Source organism: Mesorhizobium sp. M0478, from assembly GCF_040321305.1.
GTDB lineage: Bacteria > Pseudomonadota > Alphaproteobacteria > Rhizobiales > Rhizobiaceae > Mesorhizobium.
In genome coordinates, this window is the sequence record NZ_JAMYRH010000013.1 from 1 (window position 1) to 22,968 (window position 22,968).

At 63.9% G+C, this 22,968-nt stretch carries 21 protein-coding genes and 1 pseudogene; 10 read left to right on the forward strand and 12 right to left on the reverse strand.

Annotation, left to right across the window (positions count from 1 at the left end; genetic code table 11):
• The 3 genes and pseudogenes from NKI64_RS25355 to NKI64_RS25365 all read right to left on the reverse strand — a co-directional run.
• Window positions 1-285: pseudogene (locus NKI64_RS25355) on the reverse strand (IS4 family transposase); the annotation flags it as partial.
• Between the two features lie 211 nt (window positions 286-496).
• Window positions 497-1,291, reverse strand: coding sequence for a class II glutamine amidotransferase (locus NKI64_RS25360; protein ID WP_023685116.1), 795 nt, complete (start codon window positions 1,289-1,291; stop codon window positions 497-499).
• A gap of 15 nt (window positions 1,292-1,306) precedes the next feature.
• Entirely contained in the window at window positions 1,307-1,561 is a 255-nt protein-coding gene (locus NKI64_RS25365) for a DUF6356 family protein (RefSeq protein WP_023685117.1), read from the reverse strand.
• 113 nt (window positions 1,562-1,674) lie between these two features.
• Here NKI64_RS25365 and NKI64_RS25370 point away from each other — a divergent pair, with 113 nt between their 5' ends.
• The 6 genes from NKI64_RS25370 (at window position 1,675) to NKI64_RS25395 (ending at window position 6,264) form a co-directional block, all read left to right on the forward strand.
• Window positions 1,675-2,145 (forward strand): Lrp/AsnC family transcriptional regulator, encoded by a 471-nt coding sequence (locus NKI64_RS25370; protein ID WP_023672880.1) that lies wholly within the window; start codon window positions 1,675-1,677, stop codon window positions 2,143-2,145.
• 85 nt (window positions 2,146-2,230) lie between these two features.
• Window positions 2,231-2,716 (forward strand): dUTP diphosphatase, encoded by a 486-nt coding sequence (gene dut, locus NKI64_RS25375; RefSeq protein ID WP_023672879.1) that lies wholly within the window; start codon window positions 2,231-2,233, stop codon window positions 2,714-2,716.
• 1 nt (window position 2,717) lies between these two features.
• Window positions 2,718-3,377 (forward strand): HAD family hydrolase, encoded by a 660-nt coding sequence (locus NKI64_RS25380; protein ID WP_352461785.1) that lies wholly within the window; start codon window positions 2,718-2,720, stop codon window positions 3,375-3,377.
• A 176-nt stretch (window positions 3,378-3,553) separates the two neighbouring features.
• Complete coding sequence (locus NKI64_RS25385) at window positions 3,554-4,372, forward strand: hypothetical protein (RefSeq protein WP_352670764.1); 819 nt, start codon at window positions 3,554-3,556, stop codon at window positions 4,370-4,372.
• 77 nt (window positions 4,373-4,449) lie between these two features.
• Window positions 4,450-5,253, forward strand: a complete 804-nt coding sequence (locus NKI64_RS25390; protein ID WP_352670767.1) for an isocitrate lyase/PEP mutase family protein — start codon at window positions 4,450-4,452, stop codon at window positions 5,251-5,253.
• Window positions 5,254-5,265: 12 nt separating this feature from the next.
• Window positions 5,266-6,264, forward strand: coding sequence for a proline racemase family protein (locus NKI64_RS25395; protein WP_352670770.1), 999 nt, complete (start codon window positions 5,266-5,268; stop codon window positions 6,262-6,264).
• A 5-nt stretch (window positions 6,265-6,269) separates the two neighbouring features.
• Here the strand turns inward: NKI64_RS25395 and NKI64_RS25400 are convergent, their stop codons facing one another.
• Window positions 6,270-6,971 carry a sulfate transporter family protein gene (locus tag NKI64_RS25400; protein ID WP_352670773.1) on the reverse strand — a complete coding sequence of 234 codons (702 nt, stop codon included), beginning with the start codon at window positions 6,969-6,971 and terminating at the stop codon, window positions 6,270-6,272.
• A gap of 197 nt (window positions 6,972-7,168) precedes the next feature.
• A complete protein-coding gene (locus NKI64_RS25405) occupies window positions 7,169-8,071 on the reverse strand; it encodes a DMT family transporter (protein WP_352670776.1) in 903 nt (300 codons plus the stop codon).
• Between the two features lie 216 nt (window positions 8,072-8,287).
• On the opposite strand from NKI64_RS25405, the gene NKI64_RS25410 reads away from it, so the two are divergent.
• On the forward strand, window positions 8,288-9,280 hold the full coding sequence (locus NKI64_RS25410; RefSeq protein ID WP_023738127.1) for an adenosine kinase: 993 nt from the start codon (window positions 8,288-8,290) through the stop codon (window positions 9,278-9,280).
• Window positions 9,281-9,351: 71 nt separating this feature from the next.
• Here NKI64_RS25410 and NKI64_RS25415 read toward each other — a convergent pair whose 3' ends face one another.
• From NKI64_RS25415 to NKI64_RS25425, 3 genes are all read right to left on the reverse strand, one after another.
• Window positions 9,352-10,431 (reverse strand): GGDEF domain-containing protein, encoded by a 1,080-nt coding sequence (locus tag NKI64_RS25415; protein ID WP_023685126.1) that lies wholly within the window; start codon window positions 10,429-10,431, stop codon window positions 9,352-9,354.
• Between the two features lie 124 nt (window positions 10,432-10,555).
• A complete protein-coding gene (locus NKI64_RS25420; protein WP_023672870.1) occupies window positions 10,556-12,835 on the reverse strand; it encodes an NADP-dependent malic enzyme in 2,280 nt (759 codons plus the stop codon).
• A 143-nt stretch (window positions 12,836-12,978) separates the two neighbouring features.
• Window positions 12,979-14,160 (reverse strand): glycosyltransferase family protein, encoded by a 1,182-nt coding sequence (locus NKI64_RS25425; RefSeq protein ID WP_032934763.1) that lies wholly within the window; start codon window positions 14,158-14,160, stop codon window positions 12,979-12,981.
• 165 nt (window positions 14,161-14,325) lie between these two features.
• On the opposite strand from NKI64_RS25425, the gene mutS reads away from it, so the two are divergent.
• The 3 genes from mutS (at window position 14,326) to NKI64_RS25440 (ending at window position 18,214) form a co-directional block, all read left to right on the forward strand.
• Window positions 14,326-17,055, forward strand: coding sequence for a DNA mismatch repair protein MutS (gene mutS, locus NKI64_RS25430; protein WP_023752996.1), 2,730 nt, complete (start codon window positions 14,326-14,328; stop codon window positions 17,053-17,055).
• Between the two features lie 73 nt (window positions 17,056-17,128).
• Window positions 17,129-17,593, forward strand: coding sequence for a nuclear transport factor 2 family protein (locus NKI64_RS25435; protein WP_023685130.1), 465 nt, complete (start codon window positions 17,129-17,131; stop codon window positions 17,591-17,593).
• 66 nt (window positions 17,594-17,659) lie between these two features.
• Window positions 17,660-18,214: a TetR/AcrR family transcriptional regulator gene (locus tag NKI64_RS25440; protein ID WP_023685131.1), complete on the forward strand. Its 555-nt coding sequence runs from the start codon at window positions 17,660-17,662 to the stop codon at window positions 18,212-18,214.
• 4 nt (window positions 18,215-18,218) lie between these two features.
• On the opposite strand, the gene NKI64_RS25445 is transcribed toward NKI64_RS25440, so the two are convergent.
• From NKI64_RS25445 to NKI64_RS25460, 4 genes are all read right to left on the reverse strand, one after another.
• Window positions 18,219-18,977, reverse strand: a complete 759-nt coding sequence (locus NKI64_RS25445; protein ID WP_352670782.1) for an MBL fold metallo-hydrolase — start codon at window positions 18,975-18,977, stop codon at window positions 18,219-18,221.
• 52 nt (window positions 18,978-19,029) lie between these two features.
• A complete protein-coding gene (locus NKI64_RS25450; RefSeq protein WP_023685133.1) occupies window positions 19,030-19,875 on the reverse strand; it encodes an aldo/keto reductase in 846 nt (281 codons plus the stop codon).
• A 92-nt stretch (window positions 19,876-19,967) separates the two neighbouring features.
• Window positions 19,968-20,351: a CopM family metallochaperone gene (gene copM / locus NKI64_RS25455; protein ID WP_023685134.1), complete on the reverse strand. Its 384-nt coding sequence runs from the start codon at window positions 20,349-20,351 to the stop codon at window positions 19,968-19,970.
• 43 nt (window positions 20,352-20,394) lie between these two features.
• A complete protein-coding gene (locus tag NKI64_RS25460) occupies window positions 20,395-22,908 on the reverse strand; it encodes a heavy metal translocating P-type ATPase (RefSeq protein WP_352670785.1) in 2,514 nt (837 codons plus the stop codon).
• Between the last annotated feature and the right edge of the window lie 60 nt (window positions 22,909-22,968).

Sequence of the window (22,968 nt, forward strand, 5' to 3'; positions counted from 1 at the left end):
AATCAACTGCTGCAGCCATGGTCCTGCATTGCGCAGCCGGCCAAGCAACGCCACGTCCGAAATGTCGGCAATCCCGCTCGCCGCCGCCCAGGCCACGACGCCCCGCATGCCAACCTTGCCAAGGCAGTAAGCCAGTGTCAGGCGCAACAGATCGCTCGCCGACCTGACGCCCCGCGGGCGCAGGAACGCCTTCGTCTCGCGGGCACTTCCTGCGATCAACTCTTCGCCGCCCAGAAGCTCAATCGTCTCGGCCCAGCCGTCATCAACAAGCGATTCGTGTGTCATCGCAGTGTAGAATCACACCCGATTCCGCAGGGCAATACCTATCTTAGCGCCTATGCCCACTTTGGGGGGAGATTGGCAGCTTTGGCTTCGGCGCCCCTTTTCCTGCGTTGAAAATTGGCGAAGGCCGCCGTGACCTCCAATCTCCCCCCTCGTGGGGGAGATGTCCGGCAGGACAGAGGGGGGCGCGAAGGAATGCGGCTTAGACTAGGGCCTAGACGACCAGTGCCAGCCTTGCCACAGCCGGCACGAACGGCCGAATGCTCATCCCATCGCCAGTGATCGTGACAAAACTCGCCGGCGGGATCGCCTGCCAGTCGCCGCCTTCGCGGTCGAAGGGTTCGGACACGATGCAACGACCGCCGTTGCGGAGCGACGTGTACAGCGTCGGTGCGTGGGCATCGCTTGCGTAGCGCACGGCATAGAGCGCGCGCCCATCGGAAAGGGCTGCAGTGAGTTTCAAGGCCGGTTCGAGACCGGCGTGGCGTGACGCCTCCAGAACCCGAGCGGTGGCGCGCGATACTGCCCCTTGCGGGTCGCCAGCAAGACCCTCGTCGATCATCAGCAGGAAAAACAATTCGGAATCGGTGGTGCCCTCGCGCTGGTCGAAGACGGCGTCAGAGAGCGAGTTCTCCAGCGCGCGGCGGATCTTTTCGAAGCCGCCGATCTGGCCGTTGTGCATGAACGACCAGTTGCCGGAGATGAAGGGATGGCAGTTCATGCGGCTGGTGGCGCCGCCGGTCGACGCCCTGACATGGGCGAGGAACAGGCCGGATTTGATCTGCCGGCATAGGCTTTTCAGATTGGGATCCGACCAGGCCGGCAGGATGTCGCGGTAGAGGCCGGGCTCGGGCCGGTCGCCATACCAGGCAAGGCCGAAACCGTCGCCATTGGTCGGCGACTTGGCTTCCTGGGCGCAATGGCTCTGGGCGATCAGCGAGTGGCAAGGTGCGGTGACGACGTCTTCGAGGAAGACCGCTTCACCCAGATAGGCCGCCCATCGGCACATGGCTTCTAACCAATCCTAGGCGCGATCCAAGAGAGCCTGGGGCTCCTTGACCGCGTGCGAGCCTCTGTTGTGCGTCCGCTCGTAGAGTTCGCGAACGATTCGGCTTGCCGTAGTTTCGAAGAGAAACGGCAAGAAAGCGTGAACGAGTGCCGCACCAGCGGCCATCAGGAGGCGCGAGCAGAACCAGGCGGCAAAGGCCATATGGCTGAAATAGGTCTCGCCCACCTTGGCCGGGTGAGAGGTGAACAGCTTCGAAAACAGCGTCGTCATGGTGATCCCTCCTGCCGGGATAAGCCCCGATGTGGGTATCCTGCCACGGGGTAAAGGTTCATCGGTCTCAATTTGTCCTTGTCTAACGCCGTGGTTCGGGACATTCATCCCACATGGCGCTTGAATTTGATGAAATCGACCGAAGATTGCTGGCCGAGCTGCAACGCGACGGCACACTATCGGTCGATCAGCTCTCCGAAAAAGTGTCGCTGTCGCGCAACGCCTGCTGGCGCCGGGTCAAGCGGCTGGAAGAGGACGGCGTCATCACCGGACGGGTGGCGCTGGTCGATGCCGACAAGCTCGGGCTCGGACTTTCGGTGTTCATCCTGATCCGCACCTCCAATCATGACCCGGACTGGCTGCAGAAGTTCCGTGCGGCGGTGACCGGTTTTCCCGAGATCACCGGGGTCTATCGCATGTCCGGCGATCTCGACTACGTGCTGCGCGCCCGCGTCGCTGACATGAAGGCCTATGACCGGCTCTATCAGCGGCTGATCGCCAAGGTGGCGCTGTCGGACGTTTCGGCCTCCTTCGTCATGGAGGAGATCAAGGAGACGACCGTCGTTCCGATGGAATTGCGCTAGGTCACACTGACGCCTGAAAGAAAGCCGTTGATAGGCCTGCGGACGAGTTGACCGAATCGCCGTTCGCGCCGATAGGATCGATTTTATGCGCGCAGCCTTCCAAAATTCCTCCGTCATTGGTCCCACTGTCGGCTTCGTCAGGTTGCCGCATGGAGATGGACTTCCCCTTCCCGCCTATGAAAGCACCGGCGCCGCCGGCATGGATCTGCGCGCCGCGGTGCCGGAAGACCGGCCGCTGCTGATCCTGCCTGGCAAGCGCGCCTTGGTGCCGACCGGTCTGATCCTGGAAATTCCCGAAGGAATGGAAGGCCAGGTGCGGCCGCGCTCCGGCCTTGCCTTCAAGCATGGGCTGACCGTCCTCAATTCACCGGGCACGGTCGACAGCGACTATCGCGGCGAGGTCAAGGTGCTGCTGATCAACCTTGGCGACGAGGATTTCGCGGTGACGCGCGGCATGCGCATTGCCCAGATCGTCTTTGCCGCGGTGACGCAGGTGACGGTTGAGGAGCGCTCGCTGGCCGGCGCCACGACGCGCGGCGCGGGCGGGTTCGGATCGACCGGCACCGCCTGAAATGAGCATACCGAAACTGGTCATCTTCGACTGCGACGGCATCCTGGTCGACACCGAGAACCTTGCCAACCGGCGGCTTGCCGAGTGGTTTGTTGCCGCCGGTTATCCCACCACATTCGAATATTGCCGCAAATATTTTTCCGGCCGCAGCATGGCTTCGGTGCAGAAGGAAATCGAAGAGACGACCACGGTGCGGCTCGGCGCCGATTTCGTAGATCGCTGGAATGCCGGCCTGCCCGATCTGTTTGCGCATGGCGTCGAGGCGATCCCCTACGTGCGCGACTTCATCGAGGCGGTTCGCGCGGCCGGCATTCCCTATTGCGTCGCCACTTCCGCGCGTATCTCGAAGATGCACATCACGCTCGGCCAGACCGGGCTGCTGCCGCTGTTCGAGCATGCCATGTTCTCTTCGACCATGGTCAGCCGCGGCAAGCCGTTCCCGGACCTGTTCCTGCATGCGGCAAAGACCATGGGTTTTGCGTCGGCCGACTGCATCGTCATCGAGGACAGCGTTGCCGGCACGCAGGCCGGCATTGCCGCCGGCATGCGTGTCTATTCCTATCATGGCGATCCCTATTCCGACCGCGATGGCCTGGCCAGCGCCGGCGGCGTCCTGTTCGACGACATGCGCGAACTTGCCGGGCTGGTGCCGATCCACTGAAGCTGTGTTAGGTTCCGCGCGGCCAGCCTGAGGCACCCATGCCAACGAACCTGCTTCGCTCCATCCTAAAGCGTTTCACCGTTTCATGGAAACGGCGAACCGCTCTATCTTTTTGTTTTGTCGCAATTTCCGGCCGGAAAACTGCACACACTTTTCCTGAAATTGCTCTAGCGCTTGTGCTGCTGCCGTGGCTTTGGACCGCAGCCGGCGCGCAAGCCGTCAGCTTCCCGGAATTCGGCAGCGCCATCCCCGGCCACATGGATGTGACCTATCTGGACCTCGCAAGGATGGTCATTCCCGGCCTCGCAGGTGACAGCAACGGTTTCTACCGGGGTGGATTGCCGATCGAGATGCGCCACATCGAGGGACCGGATGGCGGCGGTTCGCCGCCTGAGACATCGGGCCTCTCCAACGCCGGCGTGCTCGCCATCAAGGCCGGGGGTAAGGACCGGCTGGCGATGCTCTACGACCTCGGCGACTCTCCCGACAGCGCCGAAGGCTATGCCGTGCTGGCGCTCTACGACATCACAGACAGGCCGAAGCTGCTCGACGTCGTCAATGTCGCGCTCGACCGCGGCACCTATTTCCGTGAACCGGGCAAGCTTTCCGTTGGGCCGAACGACGACATCGTGATCACCATGAGCGCGCATTTCAATTCAAGCCAAAACTACGCGATCACGCCGCTGATCATGGTGCGCGACGACAAATTCCAACTGATCGACATGATCTTCACCTTCGATGAGAACCTGTGCGCCTACAGCCGCAAGCAGGATGTTGCTTTCCAGACGATCGCTGACGGACAGCCTTATGCCGCGGTCAAAGTGACGGTGACCGACGCCACGGTGCTCAACGGCGAGAGCTGCGACGACCAGCCGCCCAAGCCTGAAGCCCACGCAATTTCCGTTATCTATCATTGGGACAAGAAGACGTTGCACTACGTCAAGGATTCCGATGCGCTGGACAAATTGGCAGGAGAGAACGCCAAACGCTTCTGAGCCAACCGCATTCGTTTGCTCGGTGCATTGCTGCACGATAGAATCTGCCGGCATTTCCGCATCTGAAGGGAGCACTCATGGACAAGGGCAAGATCTTTCGCGACCTGCACGCCTCGACCTTCGTCATGCCCAACCCCTGGGATGTCGGCACGACCAAGCTCCTGGCCTCCTTCGGCTTCAAGGCGCTGGCGACGACCAGCGCCGGTTTTGCCTTCTCGCGCGGCCTGCCCGATGGCGCAGTGACCTTCGAGGCGATGATCCACCATTGCCGCGAGCTGACGGCGGCAACCAGCCTGCCGGTGTCGGCCGATCTCGAGAAAGGCAAGGGCGACAGCGCGACGAGTGCCGCCGAGACGGTTTTTGCGGCCGAAGCGGCAGGTCTCGCCGGCTGCTCGATCGAGGACCATACCGGCGATCCCGACAAGCCCATCTATGAGTTTTCACACGCCGTCGAGCGCGTTGCAGCTGCTGCTGAGGCCGCACGGGCGCTCAAGCATGATTTCGTCTTCACCGCACGGGCCGAGAATTTCCTTTGGGGCAAACCGGATCTCGACGACACGATCAAGCGGCTGCAGGCCTTCGAAAAGGCCGGCGCCGATGTGCTCTATGCGCCCGGCCTCAAAGATGTCGAGACCATCCAGAAAGTCTGCTCGGCGGTGAGCAGGCCGGTCAACGTCATGGCACTGCCGGCCTTCACCATCGCCGACCTTGCCATGGCCGGGGTCAAGCGCATCTCGCTCGGTCCGTGGCTGACCAATTTCGCCTTCGGCATGCTGGAAACCGCAGCGCGCGAGATCCAGCAGGACGGCACGTTCGGCTTCACCCGGGCCGCCATGCCGTTCGGCAAATTGCAGGCGCTGTTTTCCAAATCCTCAGGGTAGGGGTCCCGGCGCATGACGCTCACCGTCGTCGACATGCACACCGGCGGTGAGCCGCTCAGGATCGTCACGGACGGCTATCCAGACATTCCCAAAGGCACGATCCTGGAAAAGCGTGCCTATGTGCGCGACCACCTCGACCATTTGCGCAAGCTGCTGATCTTCGAGCCGCGCGGCCACTACGACATGTATGGCGCGCTGCTGGTGGAGCCCGACCTGCCCGGCGCCGAGCTGGCCGTGCTGTTCATGCACAACGAGGGCTATTCGACGATGTGCGGCCACGCCATCATTGCGCTTGGCCGCTACGCCGTCGACGAAGGGCTGGTGGTCAAGCAGGAGCCAATCACCACCGTCAACATCGAGGCGCCGTGCGGCATGGTCGTCGCTTCGGTGGAGGTCAAGGACGGCAAAGCGGGATCCGTGTCGTTCGAAAGCGTGCCGGCCTTTCTGTTTGCCCATGACCAACAAATCGAATTGGCGGGATACGGCAAGATTGCGTTCGACATCGCCTATGGCGGCGCCTTCTACGCGCTGGCCGACTGCCATCAATTCGGCCTGGAGTTCGGCCGCAGCCGGGTGCGCGATTTCGTCGACGCGGCAACCGCGCTGACCGAGCGGCTGAAGGCGGAGTTCCCTCTATCGCATCCCGACCATGCCGATCTCGCTTTCCTCTACGGCACCATCCTCACCGATGGACGAGATGCGTTCTCCAGCGAGGCAACGAAAAACATCTGCGTCTTTGCCGATGCCGAGGTCGACCGCTCGCCGACCGGCTCCGGCGTCACCGCGCGGCTGGCGGCAATGCATGCCAAGGGTGAAATCAACCCTGGTCAGGAGCGGTCCTTCGAAAGCATCGCCGGCTCGCGCTTTTCCGGAGCGGTGGCGCGCACGACCATGGCCGGCCCGCATGATGCGATCATCGCCCGCGTCGGCGGCCGCGCCTACTATTCGGGCCGGGCGGAATTCACCGTCGAGCCGGATGACGAATTGGGACGCGGTTTTCTTCTGCGTTGATAGGCCTATCGCCCGGCGCTCTCCCGCGCGCCGACCGCCTTGTGCAGATGCACCATCATGGCGGCGGCAAAGAGCGGCGTCAGCAGGTTGAGCAGGGGCACGGCGAGGAAGGCAGCGATGAGCAGCCCGGCCAGAAAGACGGTGCCGGCATATTTCCGGCGCAACGCCCTCGCCTCATCTTCCGGGCGGAAGCGCATGGCGGCGAATTCGAAGAATTCACGTCCGAGCAGATAGCCGTTGACGATGAAGAAGGCGGCGATGTTGACGCCTGGAACCAACAGAAGGAGCAAGGCGACGATGTTGCCCAGGATGACGACGCCGAAGAATTTCACCGACAACACGAGCGAGCGCAGCGCCGGCATGGCGCGTCCGACGGGATCGGCCGGATAGTCGGTGCGCTCGACCACTTCGGCGATGTCGTCGAGAAACAGGCCCGCCACGATTGCCGTCACCGGCGCGATCAGCAGCGCCATCCCGAAGGCAAGCGCGATGGCAGCGATGATGCCGCTCAGCCATCCGGCCCAGGACGGCAGGCCGGGCAGCAAGGAGTGAACCCATGGCAGCGCCAGCCAATCGACAAGCCCGGTCAAGACGAACCACAACGCGACCAGCGCCAGCACGGTCATGCCCAGCGTCTTCAGGAAAACCGCGCGGAATTCGGGAGAAAACAGCCGGCTGAAGGCGGCGCGGGCAGCGTTGAAGATCACGGCGTTTCACCCCCAGGAACGAACGGATATCTTCGACATAGGCTGAGACCCTGTCAGCCGCAAGCCTGCCGGAGCGGGCGCAATTCCGGACGGGAACTAGAGCATGATCCCAAAAAGTGGGTACCGGTTTTTGGAAAAGATCATACTCCAACAAAGGGTTAGATCATGATGAGATTTCAACCAAATCTCATCATGATCTAGCGCGCCAGCGCCCGGGAGCGGGCTGGGATGGTCATTGCCGCAACGCCGGCGACGACGCAGCCCATGCCCCAGAGCGCCGTCGGCCCGATGCTTTCGCCGAGAAACACGACGCCGATGCCGACGCCGATCGGCACGCGCAGATAGGCCTGCGACGTCGTGCCGACCGAACCCAGCGTGTGGATGAGGCGGAAAACGATGCAGAAGGCCAGCGCCGTGGAGAACACCGACAATGCGAACAAGGCCAGTATCGACGCCATTGAAGGCGACAGCGTCCACGGGCGGTCGAAGGCCAGGCTCAAGGGGACGAGGATGACCGCGCCGCACAGCATCGAGCCGGCGGCCGGCAGCATCGGGTCGAGTCCCCTAAAGCCGCGGCCAAAGATGGCGGCGCCGGCATAGCAGACCGTGGCGGCAATGACGGCAAGTTGCGCCCACAATTGATGGCCGAGCCCGCCAAGCGCCTGGGTGCCGACGATCAGGCAAATGCCGGCAATGCCGGCACCGACACCGAACAGCTTGCGTGCGGTCACGGATTCGTGGCGGGTGATGAGCGCGGTCAGCAGGAAGGTGAAGATCGGCGACGTCGCGTTGAGAATGGTGGCGAGGCCGGCGTCGATGGAGCGCTCGGCGGCGGCGATCAGCGTGAATGGCACGACGCTGTTGAGACAGGCCTGGACCATGAACCGCCACCAGGTCGCGCCGTCCTTGGGCATGGAAAGGCCGCGCCAGCGGATCAGCGCGAGCAGGATGGCGCCGGCGATCAGGGTGCGGGCGGCGATGAAGGTTATCGGCGGGATCGTCTCGACACCGATCTTGATGAAGGTATAGGACGCGCCCCACAGGGCGGCCAGCACGCCAAGCAGCGCCAGTTCGGTGGTCATGTCGGTCTTTGCTTGCATGCAGGGTGCTTCCAGGGCTTGATTTGAGGCCAAGCTTGTAGGCGACCCGGCGGTCAGATGCTTCGGCCACGGTCGAACTGTGATGGAGCCTCGTCCCAGGCGCGCGCGCCGGCTTGGGCCGGCAAAGGATGGAAATCGGTTGCCATTTTTCGGGGTGATGCTGTAGACCCGCCCGGGCGCGGCAGAAAGCCGGCAGGTTCCCAGGCGGAGACATTGATGCCGGATTTTGACGTGCTTTGCATCGGCAATGCCATTGTCGACATCATCGCCCAGTGCGACGACGCTTTTCTCGAGACCAACGGCATCATCAAGGGTGCGATGAACCTCATCGACACCAAGCGCGCCGAGCTGCTCTACAGCCGCATGGGGCCGGCGATCGAGGCCTCCGGCGGCAGCGCCGGCAATACGGCGGCGGGCGTCGCCAGCTTCGGCGGGCGCGCTGCCTTCTTCGGCAAGGTGTCGAACGATCCGCTCGGCGAAATCTACGCCCATGACATCCATGCCCAGGGCGTTGCCTTCGACACCAGGCCGCTCGAAGGACAGCCGCCGACGGCCCGCTCGATGATCTTCGTCACCCCCGACGGCGAGCGTTCGATGAACACCTATCTCGGCGCCTGTGTCGAACTCGGGCCGGAAGACGTCGAGGCCGACAAGGCGTCCGGCGCCAAGGTCACCTATTTCGAGGGCTATCTGTGGGATCCGCCGCGCGCCAAGGAGGCGATCCGGCAGACGGCGAAGCTCGCACACGAGGCCGGGCGCGAAGTGTCGATGACGTTGTCGGATTCGTTCTGCGTCGACCGCTACCGGGACGAGTTCCTTGAGCTGATGCGCTCGGGCACTGTCGACATCGTCTTTGCCAACAGCCACGAGATCAAGTCGCTCTACCAGACCAAATCCTTCGACGAGGCGCTGGCGGCGATCCGCAAGGACTGCAGAATTGCCGCCGTCACCCGCTCCGAAAAAGGCTCGGTGATCGTGCGCGGCGACGAGACTGTCACCATCCAGGCGACGACGATCCGCGAGCTGGTCGACACCACCGGCGCCGGCGACCTCTACGCCGCCGGTTTCCTCTACGGCTACACCTCGGGGCGCAGCCTGCAGGATTGCGGCGATCTTGGCTCGCTGGCCGCCGGGCTGGTCATCCAGCAGCTCGGGCCACGGCCGCGGCAGAACCTGCGCAGCGCGGCCCAATTGGCGGGGTTGCTGTAGGGCCGTCTTTCGGCGCGCAGCGCCGAGCCAGATGAGGGGTGCCCGCCGGTTCAGGCTGTCCGGCGCTCCGCTCAGGCGGTGCGGCGAAGGTCGTCGGACGTAGGCCCGGGTTCCAAAGCCCCGGCGGTGACCAGCCGGTTGCGGCCGCTCTTTTTGCCGATGTACATCAGTCGGTCGGCGAGCGTTATCAGCGCCTCCGAATCGGACGCTTCCGCCGGGTAGATGGCGACGCCAACGGTGCAACCAACATGGATGGCACCATTCGGCGTCGGCACCTTGATCCGCAGCTTTTCCAGGATACGTTCGGCGACGCCCACGGCCTTCTGTCGGGCCCGGCTAGCCTCTCCTGAAAACAGGAATGCGAACTCGTCTCCACCGAGCCGCGCCACGAAATCAGCGCTGCGCAGGACGGTGCGAAGCTGACCCGCCACCTCATGCAGCAGCGCGTCGCCGGCCTCGTGGCCGAGCGTGTCGTTGACCTTCTTGAACCTATCGAGGTCGATGAACAGCAGGCCGGCCGCCTGGCCGGTGCTGTCGCAGCGGTCGATCACCGACCTCAGCTCGTTGTGAAAGGCGCGCCGGTTGGGCAGGCCGGTCAATGCATCGTGGTTGGCCGAGTGGTCGCTGTGCTGCTTGGCCAGCTCGATCTCGCGCTTTTGTACGGAGAGTTCCTCATTGGCGGCCTTGAGTTCGAGCAGCAGCTCGGCGTTGAGATCCTCGACGACCTTGCGGTCGCTGATGTCGACGACGAAACCTTCCAGGAATTCCAGTTCGCCGGCCTCGTCCCAGACGCCGCCGCCGATCTCGCGGACCCAGAGCGGCTCGCCGACCTGCGGCACGATGCGGTAGTCGACGTTCCAGTTGCAGCGCGCCTCGAGCGCGGTATCGACGGCGGCATAGACGGCAGCGAGATCATCCGGGTGGATGGCCGAGACATAGTCGCGCACGGCATTTTGAATGAAGTCGCTCGGCCGATAACCGCTGACGGTGAAAATGCCGTCGCTGATGTAGAGCATGGTGTAGGACGCATCGTTGCGGCAACGGTAGAGATAACCGTCCATGCGGCCGGTGATGCTGAGCAGCGCATCCAGCCGCTCGTCGTGATAGACCCCCTGGCCGACCACAGATGCAGAAACCCCGTCATGCTTCATGGCCGCACCCCCGTTTTGGCGGTCTGAGCGCGCCGCCAATGCCATAAGGCCATAGGGGGCGAGAACGTTCCCTATAGCAGCCGAATATTATCAATCTCTTATGGGTTGGCTATTTTGCCGCCAATCAGGCTCCCGCGCTATAGGCCGCGATCGCAGCCATGTTGACGATGTCCGAATCCTTGGCGTTGAGCGAGACGATCTGGACCGGCTTGTTCAGCCCGACCAGCAGCGGGCCGATGACGGTCGAGCCGCCGAGTTCCTGCAGCATCTTGGTCGAGATCGAGGCCGAGTGGAACGCCGGCATGATCAGCACGTTGGCCGGGCCGGTCAGCCGGATGAACGGATACTGCGCCATGGCACGGGCGTTCAATGCAACGTCGGCGGCCATCTCGCCGTCATATTCGAAATCGACGCGGCGCTTGTCGAGGATGCGCACCGCTTCCTGCACGCGCTCGGAACGTTCGCCCTGCGGGTGGCCGAAGGTCGAATAGGCAAGCATGGCGAGCCTCGGCTCGTAGCCCATGCGGCGGGCAAATCCCGCCGCCTCTTCGGCGATGTCGGCGATCTGCTCGGCATTGGGCATGTCGTGCACGGCGGTATCGGCGACGAGGACTGTTTTGCCCCGCGCGAGCACGATGGAGACGCCGATGACGCGGTGTCCGGGCTTGGCGTCGATGACGCGGCGGATATCGTCAAGCGCCGTGGAATAGTTGCGGGTGACGCCGGTGACGATGCCGTCGGCATCGCCCAGCGCCACCATGCAGGCAGCGAAATGGTTGCGGTCGTTGTTGATCAGCCGCTGGCAGTCGCGGAACAGGAAGCCTTTGCGCTGCATGCGCTCGTAGAGATAATCGGTGTAGATGCCGTTGCGGCGCGAAAGCCTGGCATTGATGATCTCGATGCCTTGCTTGTTCAGGTCGATGCCGGCGTGCCTGGCGTTTTCCTTGATTACATCGTCGCGGCCGAGCAGGATCGCGGTGCCGAGCTTCTGGTTCACATAGGAGACGGCGGCGCGCATCACCTGTTCTTCCTCGCCCTCGGCAAAGACGATGCGCTTGGGCTGGCGGCGGACGCGATCGTAGATGCGCTGCAAGGTCGAAGCGATCGGGTCGCGGCGGGCCGACAGCTCCTGCGCGTAGCGGTCGAGGTCGAGGATAGGCTTGCGGGCGACGCCCGACTCCATCGCCGCCTTGGCCACCGCGAGCGGGATGGCCGAGATCAGGCGCGGATCGAACGGCACCGGGATGATGTAGTTCGGGCCGAATTTCGGCCGGTTGCCCTGATAGGCGGCGGCGACATCGTCGGGCACGTCCTTGCGCGCCAGGTCGGCCAGCGCTCTCGCTGCGGCGATCTTCATGTCGTCATTGATGGTGGTGGCCCTGACATCCAGCGCACCGCGGAAGATGTAGGGAAAGCCCAGCACATTGTTGACCTGGTTGGGGTAGTCGGAACGCCCGGTGGCCATGATGGCGTCGGTGCGGATTTCGGCCACTTCCTCCGGCGTGATCTCCGGGTCGGGATTGGCCATGGCGAAGATGATCGGGTTCTTGGCCATCGATTGCACCATCCTGGTGGTCAATGCGCCCTTGGCCGACAGGCCGAGGAAGACGTCGGCGCCATCCAGCGCCTCGGCCAGGCTGCGCGTGGCGGTCTTGACCGCATGCGCCGACTTCCACTGGTTCATGCCTTCGGTGCGGCCCTGGTAGACGACACCCTTGGTGTCGCACAAGATGATGTTTTCCGGGGCGAAACCCATCGCCTTCATCAGTTCGATGCAGGCAATGCCGGCGGCGCCGGCGCCGTTGCAGACCATTTTCGTGGTCTTCATGTCGCGGCCGGTGATCTCCAGCGCGTTGATCAGCCCGGCGGCCGAGATGATGGCGGTGCCGTGCTGGTCGTCATGGAAGACCGGGATGTCCATCAGTTCGCGCAGCCGCTGCTCGATGATGAAGCATTCCGGCGCCTTGATGTCTTCCAGGTTGATGCCGCCGAAGGACGGGCCGAGAAAGCGCACGCAATTGATGAATTCGTCGGCATCCTCGGTGTCGACCTCGAGATCGATGGAATCGACATCGGCGAAGCGCTTGAACAGCACCGCCTTGCCTTCCATCACCGGCTTGGAGGCCAACGCGCCGAGATTGCCGAGGCCGAGAATGGCGGTGCCGTTGGAGATGACGGCGACCATGTTGCCGCGCGTCGTGTAGTCGAAAGCGCGGCTGGGGTCTTCGGCAATGGCCAGCACAGGAACCGCGACACCCGGCGAATAGGCGAGGCTCAGATCGCGCTGCGTCGCCATCGGCTTGGTGGCGACGATCTCCAGCTTGCCGGGGCGGCCCATGGCGTGGAATTCCAGCGCCTCCTCGGCGCTGACGGAGGGGCCGCTATTTTCGGTTTTCTTGGCCATGATGCTTTTGATTTCCTCGCCGGTGTCGCCCCCTTGAGACGGGTGCGTGTTTTTGAAACTTCCGAATTAAGGCTACACGCCACCGCTGTAAACCGCCAAGCGATCTTCACGCCCGCAGCGAAATCCCCCAAGGTCGAACGGCGTCACGTCGGCTCTGGCTCGCTGACGAAGGCAGCGATTTCGCGCACCGTTCCCCGACGCATCATGCCGTCTGTGCCGGGGAAAGGCCACGTCTCGATGGGTGGCGCACGGCTTCCCTTGCGCCGCAGCAATGCAGTCAGGAACGCCATGAGTTCGATGCGCTGGGCGTGAACCTTCTCCAGCGTGCGGCGGCGGATGTGCTGACGCGGTATGGCACGATCTCGCAGCGTCTCGACGGCGCGGCGAATGGCAGCCGGTTCCGGATCGGCGACGATGCAATAATCCGGATCGAAATAGACGTCGCGACCGCCAAGGCTCGGCGTACTGACGATCGGCAGGCCGGCCATCAGATATTCCATCGAGGAGTACATCGCTCCTTCCACGGCCGACAGGCACAGCCCGACGGCGGCCTGGTTGTAGACGTGGTTGACCTGTTGCGCCGTCAGCTTGCCCGGCCAGCCGTCGACGAGCGGATTGGCGATCTGGTGGAGCGGCGAACGCGCCTGCAGTCGCCGAACAAAGGCGCGGGCGGCAACCGGCGGCAATTCGCCGATCGAATAGGTGATGTGGGCCAGCCGCTCTATGTCGAAGGCCAGGTGATGGCGTTTGATCGGCGAGATGCGGCCATTGTAGACCGCGTCGAATTCGACCGGCACGTCCGGCAGTGGCCGGAATATATCCTCCGACACCATCAGATTGTGGTTGGAGAAGATGGCATTGCCGCCCGCAGCTGCGATGAGACGGCGCTCTTCCTCGGTGTTGCACAGGAAGATGATTTCGTGCAGCGGAAACCGGCCGGCATACCAGGCGAGATCGCGGCCCATCCGGGCGATGACAGCCGGCCGCTCCATGGTCCAGGTCTGCATCGTCAGGAAGGTGACGCGGCGCGCCGCCAGGCGCCGGCCGAGCGCTGCCAGCGGATAGAGCGGCCGCGACCCGCCAATCGGGACATAGAGCACCAGCGGGTCGCGGCTGAGCACATGCAGCGACATGTCGATGCCGCCATCGACATCGGACAGCGGCCCGCGTGTCGGCAGGAGGAAGGGGACGCGCTTGCGCAGTGTCCCCCTGAGCTTGCCTTTGGTGCGGTGGACGCGCCGCGCCGCCAACAGCAGCAGGCGCTCAAGCGCCGATCCAGCCGGACCGACCAGCTCTTCGAACGCCTCCTGTTTGTCCTGATCCATGCCGCTTATCCCCGCCATGGCGATCATAGGGTCTGGTTGGCGCCCGAAGCAACCAACGGCTTCACCCGGCGTAGAGGGAGCACAAGCCGCCGTCGAGGCCGGTCGTCCCCTGCTTTTCGGGCCGCCGGCATTAAACCCCGCACCCACATCTGCTAGCGTGCGGGCATGAACATGCACACTTCAGCAGAAACCGACGCCCCCGAGGTGACACCGCCTGCGCCCGTCGGCAGCGTCACGCCGATGATGGAGCAATATATCGAGATCAAGGCGGCGAACCCGGATTCTCTGCTGTTCTACCGCATGGGCGATTTTTACGAGCTGTTCTTCGACGACGCCGAAAAGGCGAGCAAGGCGCTGGGCATCGTCCTGACCAAGCGCGGCAAGCACCAGGGTAACGACATTCCGATGTGCGGCGTGCCGGTGCATGCGGCCGACGACTATCTGCAAAAGCTGATCGGCCAAGGTTTTCGCGTTGCCGTCTGCGAGCAGATCGAGGACCCGGCGGAAGCCAGGAAGCGCGGCGGCAAATCGGTCGTACGCCGTGACGTGGTGCGCCTGGTGACGCCAGGCACCATCACCGAGGATAAATTGCTGGCGCCGTCGGAATCGAGCTTCCTGATGGCGCTAGGGCGGGTGAAGGGCGGCAACAGCGGTGACGCCTTCGCCCTGGCCTGGATCGAGATCTCGACCGGCGTCTTCCGCGTCGCCGAAACCACGACCGACCGCCTGCTGGCCGATGTCTTCCGCGTCGACCCGCGCGAGCTGATCGTCGCCGAGCCGGTGTTTTACGATCCCGAGTTGAAGCCGGTGTTCGACGTCATTGGCCGCGTTGCCAGCCCGCAGCCGCCGTCGCTTTTCGATTCGGCTTCGGCAGCGGGGCGGATCGCGCGTTTCTTCGAAGTGGCGACGCCGGACAGTTTCGGCGCCTTCTCGCGCGCCGAATTGTCGGCGATCTCGGGCGCCATCGCCTATGTCGAAAAGACGCAGAAGGCCGAGCGGCCGCCTTTGTCGCGTCCCGAACGCGAGGAGCAGGGCTCGACGCTGTTCATCGATCCTGCGACACGCGGCAATCTGGAACTGTTGCGCACGCTGTCGGGCAGCCGCGACGGCTCGCTGTTCAAGGCTATAGACCGCACGGTCACCGGCGGCGGCGCCAGGCTGCTCGCCGACCGGCTGATGGCGCCGCTGACTGACCCGGCGGCGATCGGCGCCAGGCTCGATTCTGTGTCGTTCTTCCGTGCGGAGACGCAGCTTTGCCAGGCGGTGCGGTCAGGCCTGAAGAGCGTCGCCGACATGCCGCGGGCGCTGTCGCGGCTGGCGCTCAACCGCGGCGGCCCGCGCGATCTCGGCGCGCTGCGTGCCGGCTTCGAAGCGGCGGCCACCATTGCCGAACTGTTCGGAACGGCCGTCCTGCCCGCGGAGCTGACAGCGGCACTTGCCGCGATAAAGGCGCTGCCGCGCGCGCTGGCCGGGCATCTGACCCAGGCTCTTGGCGAGGAACTGCCGCTGCTGAGGCGCGACGGCGGCTTCGTGCGCGGCGGCTACCATGCCGAGCTCGACGAGATGCGGGCGCTGCGCGATGAGTCTCGCAAGGTGATCGCCGGGCTGGAGCGCTCGCTGATCGAGGAGACTGGCATCCGCTCGCTGAAGATCCGCCACAACAATGTGCTGGGCTATTACATCGAGGTGACCGCCAACCATCATTCGATCATGACCGGCAGCGATGGCGCCAAGGCACGCTTCATCCACCGCCAGACCATGGCCAATGCCATGCGTTTCACCACGACGGAACTTGCCGAACTCGAGACCAAAATCGCCAATGCCGCTGACCGGGCGCTGAGCATCGAGCTTGCCGCTTTCGATACGCTGACGGCTGAGGCGGTCGGCGAGGCGCAGAAGATCCGCGCCGGCGCCGATGCGCTCGCCGTACTCGACGTGTCGGCGGCGCTCGCGCTGTTGTCGGAGAGCGAAGCCTGGTGCCGGCCGCTGGTCGATTCCAGCCTCGCCTTCGACATCTCGGGCGGACGCCATCCGGTGGTCGAACAGGCGCTTCGCCGTTCGGGCGAAGGGCCGTTCGTCGCCAATGATTGCGATCTGTCGCCGCAAGACGGTGCCAAGGCCGGCGCCATCTGGCTGCTCACCGGTCCGAATATGGGCGGTAAGTCGACCTTCCTGCGGCAAAACGCACTGATCGCCATCCTTGCCCAGACCGGCTCCTTCGTGCCGGCGACATCGGCCCATATCGGCGTCGTCGACAGGCTGTTCTCGCGCGTCGGCGCCTCGGACGATCTGGCGCGTGGCCGCTCCACCTTTATGGTCGAGATGGTAGAGACGGCCGCGATCCTCAACCAGGCCGGTGAGCGGGCGCTGGTGATCCTCGACGAAATCGGCCGCGGCACCGCCACCTTCGATGGCCTGTCGATCGCCTGGGCGGCGGTCGAGTATCTGCACGAGAAGAACCGCTGCCGGGCGATCTTCGCCACTCATTTCCACGAAATGACGGCACTCTCCGGCAAGCTGCCGCGACTGCACAATGTCACGATGCGGGTCAAGGAGTGGGAAGGCGACGTCGTCTTCCTGCACGAGGTCGGCAAGGGTGCCGCCGATCGCTCCTATGGCGTTCAGGTCGCTCGCCTTGCCGGTCTGCCGGAAGCGGTGGTCGGCCGCGCCAAAGAGGTGCTGCATCAGCTCGAGGAAGGCGATGTCTCCGGCAAGGCCAACCGACTGGTCGACGATCTGCCGCTGTTTTCGGTGGCAATGAAGCGGGAAGCGGCAAAGCCTGCGGAGAGCGACGCATTGGGCGCAGCGCTGGGTGAGATCAATCCAGACGAGATGACGCCGCGCGAGGCGCTGGAAGCGCTCTACCGGCTGAAGGGGCTGGCGGGGAAAACCTAGCCCGATTTCGGCCTTGACCAATTGTACCGATTGGTACAATGCTCGCCATCGCCTTTGCCTATGGGAGAATGACATGAGCCGTCCGCCGCTGCCGCCCTTCACCGCCGAGACCGCCGCGCAGAAGGCTCGGCTTGCCGAAGACGCCTGGAACAGCCGCGATCCCGAACGGGTTTCGCTCGCCTATACGCAGGACAGCACCTGGCGCAACCGCGCCGAGTTCGTCTCGGGCAGAAATGAGATCGTCTCCTTCCTCACGCGCAAATGGGCTCGCGAGCTCGACTATCGCCTGATCAAGGAGGTCTGGACCTGGAACGACAACCGCATCGCGGTGCGCTTTGCCTATGAATGGCGCGACGACAGTGGCCACTGGTTCCGCTCCTACGGCAATGAGAATTGGGAATTCGACGCGGCCGGGCTGATGCGTAGGCGCGTCGCCAGCATCAACGACCTGCCGATCGCCGAGGGTGAGCGCAAATATCACTGGCCGCTCGGCCGCCGACCGGACGACCATCCCGGCCTGTCCGAACTCGGATTTTAGAATATGATCCCTAGAGCTGTGTCGCGGTTTTCGGCAAAGATCATGCTCAAGCGGAAAAACTAGCGCATGCGCAGGATCGCGCCCGATCGCGCCGATTTGCTCTCCATCATCGGCGAGGTTTTCCGCGAACACGGCTATGAAGGGGCGAGCCTGGCGCGGATCGGTGCGGCGACCGGCCTAGGCAAAGGCAGCCTTTACCACTTCTTCCCCGGCGGCAAGGAAGAGATGGCGGCGGCTGTCATTGCCCATATAGATGGCTGGTTCGAGGAGAATGTCTTCGTGCCGTTGCAGGACAGGGCCTACCCTCGCACGGGTATCGATCGGATGTTCGAAGCGACCGACAGCTATTTCCGCTCGGGACGCCGGGTGTGCCTGATCGGCGCCTTCGCGCTGGACGAATCCCGCGACCTCTTCGCCATTGCGATCAAAAGCTATTTCGGCCGCTGGGTGGCGCATCTTGCCGAAGCGCTGACCCGAAGCGGGCACAGCGCTGCCAGGGCGGACGAACTCGCCGAAGAAACGGTCGGCGCCATCCAGGGCGCGCTCACGCTGGCGCGCGCCTTCGACGACACCGCAGTGTTTTCGCGCGCGTTGCGACGGGCGCGGGCGGCGCTCGGCTAGAGTGCTACAAGGGCTCGAAGCGGAAAGCCGTCTCGGTTCGAAAAACCCGGCCGACGCCGGGCGAATCAAGATGCGCGCCGGCGACGTAGCAGTCGTTGTTGGCCGCAAGCGCCAGCATTTGCAACCGGCTTGCCCTCGCCTGCTGCTGGTCTGCGTCGAATTCCCACGTGATCTCGGGTCGAGCGAATTGAAGCGACGGCACATGTACGATGTCGCCCCAGATCAACAGTGTTTCGCCTGCGCTCACAACGCGAAAGCAAGTGTGGCCGGCTTCATGGCCAGCGGAGCCGATCGAATCGATGTCAGCGCTGACGCGCTGTCCAGCATCGAGAGGCTGGGCGCGATCGTGGAAGCATTCCAGCCTCGCCACGTCGCGAAACATGCCGAGCTCAGCGCGCGGGACAAGCAGGCGAGAGAGCTGCGGGAAGCCGTCGCCACCATCGGCAAGGATGAGCCCGTGTATATGGTCGAGATGGGTGTGGGTGAAAGCAACAGTCCGAATCCGGTCGGTGGCGATCTTCGCCTCGCGCAGCGCCTCGGGCAGGTGCCCCATTGTCAGGTGCCAGGCGTTCGAAGCCCCTGTGTCGATCAGCGTGATGTCGTCGCCGTCATCGATGGCGAAGGCGTTGACCGACAGCCTGAGCGCACCGTCGACGAGCGGTACATGCGAGGGCAGGTTGTCACCGAATGTCCGGTCTCCGGGCTGGCGCAGCCGCCTGATTGGCATGTCGACGTAACCGTCGCGCAGCGACGTGACCGTCATGGCTCCGACTCTATACGCCGTATGATGATACCCGGTCGAAACCCGTTCCAATCTAGATCATCTCCAGCCCGCGCTTGCGCGTCGGCGGTGGAAAGGCGCGGTCGAGTTCGGCGAGGTCTTCGGCCGTCAGCTCGATGTCGAGCGCGGCAACATTCTGGCGGACATGCTCCTGGCTGCTCGCCTTCGGGATGGCGATGACACCGGGCTGCGCCATCACCCAGGCAAGCGCGATCTGTGCTGCCGTGGCGTTGTGGCGGGCGGCGATGGTTTCCAGCCTGGAATTGCGCGCCAGCGCGCCCTGCTCGACCGGCGAATAGGCCATCAGCGGGATGCCGCGCTGCCGGCTCCACGGTGCGAGATCGAATTCGGGGCCGCGCCGCGACAGATTGTAGAGCACCTGGTTGGTCTGGACATGATTGCCAGACGACAGGCCGGTCAGCTCCTCCATTTCGTCGGTGTCGAAATTGCTGACACCCCAGTGGCGTATCTTGCCGGCCTCCTTCAGCGCCTCGAAAGCCTCGACGGTTTCAGATAGAGGCACACTGCCCGGCCAGTGCAGGAGATAGAGATCGATGCGGTCGGTGCGCAGGCGCTTCAAGCTGTTTTCGCAGGCCCGCGCCACGCCGGCGCGCGAGGCATTGGACGGCAATACCTTGGAGACAAGAAAGAGTTCGTCGCGGCGCCCGGCAATGGCTTCCGCTACCACCTCCTCGGCGCCGCCGCTGGCATACATTTCAGCGGTGTCGATCAACGTGATGCCGAGGTCCAGCCCGAGCTTCAGGGCATTGACCTCGCCGGCGCGGCGGCGGGAATCCTCGCCCATCTTCCATGTGCCCTGTCCCAGCACCTGGACGGCCTCGCCCGAAGGCAGTGTGGTGGCTCTTATCGTCGATGGCATGTGGGCTCCTGGCGCCGTGTAATCGATGCGAATGGCATCACAAGCACGGAGAGAAATCCAGAATGAATCTCTCCGGCATGGCCGTTGCTGCCTTACTTCGCCGGATGGGCGGCGAGCCAGGCCTGCATCTTGGCGATCTCGGCTTCCTGCGCGGCGATGACATCTTCGGCCAGCTTGCGGATTTCGGGATCCTTGCCATTGGCGAGTTCCACCTTGGCCATGTCGATCGCGCCCCGATGATGCGGGATCATGCCGCGCACGAAATCGACATCGGCATTGCCGGAATATTCGATCATCATGTCGGTGTGCATCTTGTCCATCGCCGCCTTGTAGCCGTCGGTCGAAGGACCTTGCGCGCCCATCGCGCCCATGTCGTGTTTCATCTCTTCGGATTGCGCCGGGACGCTTTCGAGGAAAACGGCAAGCAGCATTCCCGCCGCCATCATCAAAAGCACGATCTTCTTAGCCAAGGTCATCCATGATCTCCTGTTGATTGATATTCGTATCTGGGGGCTTTGCTCAGAGTTTCAATGTCCGCAGCCGCAATGCGTTGGCGATGACCGAAACCGAAGACAGGCTCATGGCCGCCGCCGCCAGCATCGGCGACAAAAGCGTGCCGGTGAGCGGATAGAGCACGCCGGCGGCAACCGGCACGCCAAGCACATTGTAGAGGAAGGCGAAAAACAGATTCTGGCGGATGTTGCGGATCGTCCCCTGGGCGAGCGTTCGGGCCCTGACGATGCCGTTGAGATCGCCCTTGACCAGCGTAATGCCGGCGCTCTCGACAGCGACATCGGCGCCGGTGCCCATGGCGATGCCGACATCGGCGCTGGCCAGGGCCGGCGCATCGTTGACGCCGTCGCCGGCCATGGCTACGCCGGCACCTTTCGCACGCAACTCCTCGACAAGGGCTGCCTTTTGTTCCGGCAGCAGGCCGGCGCGCACCTCGTCAATGCCAAGGCTTTTGGCGATGGCGCGCGCCGTGCATTCATTGTCGCCGGTCGCCATGATGATCCGCAAGCCTCTGTCGTGCAGCGCCCTGATCGCCTCGGCTGTCGTTGCCTTGACCGGATCGGCGACCGCGACAATGCCGGCCAGTTTTTTGTCCACCGCAACGAACATCGCCGTCTTGCCTTCTGCCTGCAGCGCCTCGGCCCTGGCCGACAGGGAAGCGGTGTCGATGCCGACATCGGCCATCATGGCGGCGTTGCCGAGCGAAACCTTCCTGCCAGACACCGTGCCGGATACGCCCTTGCCGGTGACGGCGTCGAAGCCGCCGGCCTCAACGAGCGTCAGGCCGCGTTCGCCGGCGCCGCCGACAATGGCCTCGGCCAGCGGATGCTCCGAGCCTTTTTCCAGGCCGGCGGCGAGCGCCAGCAATTCATTCTCAGACAGGCCTTTGGCAGCGACGACATCGGTCAAGCGAGGCTTGCCTTCGGTCAAGGTGCCGGTCTTGTCGACGATCAACGTGTCGACCGAAGCGAAGCGCTCGAGCGCGGCCGCGTCCTTGATCAGCACGCCCGCGTGCGCCCCGCGCCCGGTGGCAGTCATGATCGACATCGGCGTCGCCAGGCCGAGCGCGCAGGGGCAGGCGATGATCAGCACCGAGACCGCCGAGACGATGGCAAAGATCAAGCTGGGTTCGGGACCGAAGATCGCCCAGGCGGCAAAGGCCATGAGCGCGACCAGCACGACGGCCGGCACGAAGTAGAAGGAGACGCGATCGGCTAAACCTTGAATCGGCGCGCGCGAACGCTGCGCCTTTGCGACCAGCTCGACGATGCGCGAAAGCGTCGTTTCGGAGCCGACCTTTTCGGCGCGCATGATCAGCGAACCGTTCTTGTTGAGCGTGCCGCCGGTCAAGGCATCGCCTTTCGTTTTTTCGACCGGCAGCGGCTCGCCCGAGATCATCGATTCGTCGATGGAGGAACGGCCTTCCGTTACAGTGCCGTCGACCGGCACGGCGTCGCCCGGACGGAGGCGTAGGTGGTCGCCGGTCTTGACCGCAACGAGCGGCACGTCGGTGTCGGAGCCGTCCTCCCCGATCAGCCGTGCCGTCTTCGGCGCCAGGTCGAGCAGCGCACGGATGGCCGAGCCGGTCTTTTCGCGCGCCCGCAATTCGAGCACCTGACCGAGGAATACCAGCGCGACGATGACGGCGGCTGCCTCGAAATAGACCGGCACTGTGCCGCCATGACCGCGGAACTGGTGTGGAAAAATGTCCGGGAACAGAGTGGCCGCCACGCTGTAGAGATAGGCAGCGCCGACACCGAGCGAAATCAGCGTCCACATATTGGGGCTGCGGTTGACCAGCGACTCCCAGCCTCGGTGGAAGAACGGGAAGGCCGCCCACAGCACGACGGGGCTGGCCAGCGCCAATTCCAGCCAGACCATCGTTCGCCCGTCGACAAACGCCTGGAACGTCAGGCCGAGCATCGGCGCCATGGCAACGATCAGCAGCGGCAGGGACAGCACCGCGCTGACCCAGAACCGTCTGGTGAAGTCTACCAGTTCGGGGTTCGGGCCCTCATCGCCAGTGGGAACGCCCATCGGCTCAAGCGCCATGCCGCAGATCGGGCAGGAGCCGGGCTTGTCTCTTACCACTTCGGGATGCATCGGGCAGGTGTATTGCGTGCCTTTCCGCACTGGCGACGGCGTCGGCCTGTCACCGAGATAGTTTTGCGGCTCGGCCTCGAACTTCGCCCGGCAGCCGGCCGAGCAGAAATAGAAACCCTGGCCTTCGTGGCGGAAAAAATGCCTGGCGGTAGCGCGGTCGACACTCATGCCACAGACGGGGTCGGTGGCGGTCAGGTATTTTTCGGGCCCGGCGACGAATTTCGTACGGCAACCCTCGCTGCAGAAGTGAAAGAGACGGCCGCCATGCTCGGCCGTCGGCTTACCGGCTGCCGGATCGACGCTCATGCCGCAGACCGGATCGCGCACCACTGCTTCGGCGGCCGGCTCAGCAGCCTTTGCCGTACAGCAGTTGCCATCGGCCGCGTGCGCGTGGTGGTGATGCTCGGAATGCGCCATCGAAAAGTGCCTTATATCTGTCTGGGTCAGGAGGTAGTGCTTCCAGTAACTGGAAGGTCA

Bases quoted from the DNA above. Each gene is read 5' to 3' on its own strand.
- mutS (WP_023752996.1), top strand. From the start codon at position 14,326: ATGAACATGCACACTTCAGCAGAAACCGACGCCCCCGAGGTGACACCG.
- NKI64_RS25420 (WP_023672870.1), bottom strand. From the start codon at position 12,835: ATGGCCAAGAAAACCGAAAATAGCGGCCCCTCCGTCAGCGCCGAGGAG.
- copM (WP_023685134.1), bottom strand. From the start codon at position 20,351: ATGACCTTGGCTAAGAAGATCGTGCTTTTGATGATGGCGGCGGGAATG.
- NKI64_RS25425 (WP_032934763.1), bottom strand. From the start codon at position 14,160: ATGGATCAGGACAAACAGGAGGCGTTCGAAGAGCTGGTCGGTCCGGCT.
- NKI64_RS25460 (WP_352670785.1), bottom strand. From the start codon at position 22,908: ATGGCGCATTCCGAGCATCACCACCACGCGCACGCGGCCGATGGCAAC.
- NKI64_RS25370 (WP_023672880.1), top strand. From the start codon at position 1,675: ATGGCGCTTGAATTTGATGAAATCGACCGAAGATTGCTGGCCGAGCTG.
- NKI64_RS25395 (WP_352670770.1), top strand. From the start codon at position 5,266: ATGACGCTCACCGTCGTCGACATGCACACCGGCGGTGAGCCGCTCAGG.
- NKI64_RS25360 (WP_023685116.1), bottom strand. From the start codon at position 1,291: ATGTGCCGATGGGCGGCCTATCTGGGTGAAGCGGTCTTCCTCGAAGAC.
- NKI64_RS25445 (WP_352670782.1), bottom strand. From the start codon at position 18,977: ATGACGGTCACGTCGCTGCGCGACGGTTACGTCGACATGCCAATCAGG.
- NKI64_RS25435 (WP_023685130.1), top strand. From the start codon at position 17,129: ATGAGCCGTCCGCCGCTGCCGCCCTTCACCGCCGAGACCGCCGCGCAG.
- NKI64_RS25390 (WP_352670767.1), top strand. From the start codon at position 4,450: ATGGACAAGGGCAAGATCTTTCGCGACCTGCACGCCTCGACCTTCGTC.
- NKI64_RS25415 (WP_023685126.1), bottom strand. From the start codon at position 10,431: ATGAAGCATGACGGGGTTTCTGCATCTGTGGTCGGCCAGGGGGTCTAT.
- NKI64_RS25365 (WP_023685117.1), bottom strand. From the start codon at position 1,561: ATGACGACGCTGTTTTCGAAGCTGTTCACCTCTCACCCGGCCAAGGTG.
- NKI64_RS25405 (WP_352670776.1), bottom strand. From the start codon at position 8,071: ATGCAAGCAAAGACCGACATGACCACCGAACTGGCGCTGCTTGGCGTG.
- NKI64_RS25440 (WP_023685131.1), top strand. From the start codon at position 17,660: ATGCGCAGGATCGCGCCCGATCGCGCCGATTTGCTCTCCATCATCGGC.
- dut (WP_023672879.1), top strand. From the start codon at position 2,231: ATGCGCGCAGCCTTCCAAAATTCCTCCGTCATTGGTCCCACTGTCGGC.
- NKI64_RS25450 (WP_023685133.1), bottom strand. From the start codon at position 19,875: ATGCCATCGACGATAAGAGCCACCACACTGCCTTCGGGCGAGGCCGTC.
- NKI64_RS25410 (WP_023738127.1), top strand. From the start codon at position 8,288: ATGCCGGATTTTGACGTGCTTTGCATCGGCAATGCCATTGTCGACATC.
- NKI64_RS25380 (WP_352461785.1), top strand. From the start codon at position 2,718: ATGAGCATACCGAAACTGGTCATCTTCGACTGCGACGGCATCCTGGTC.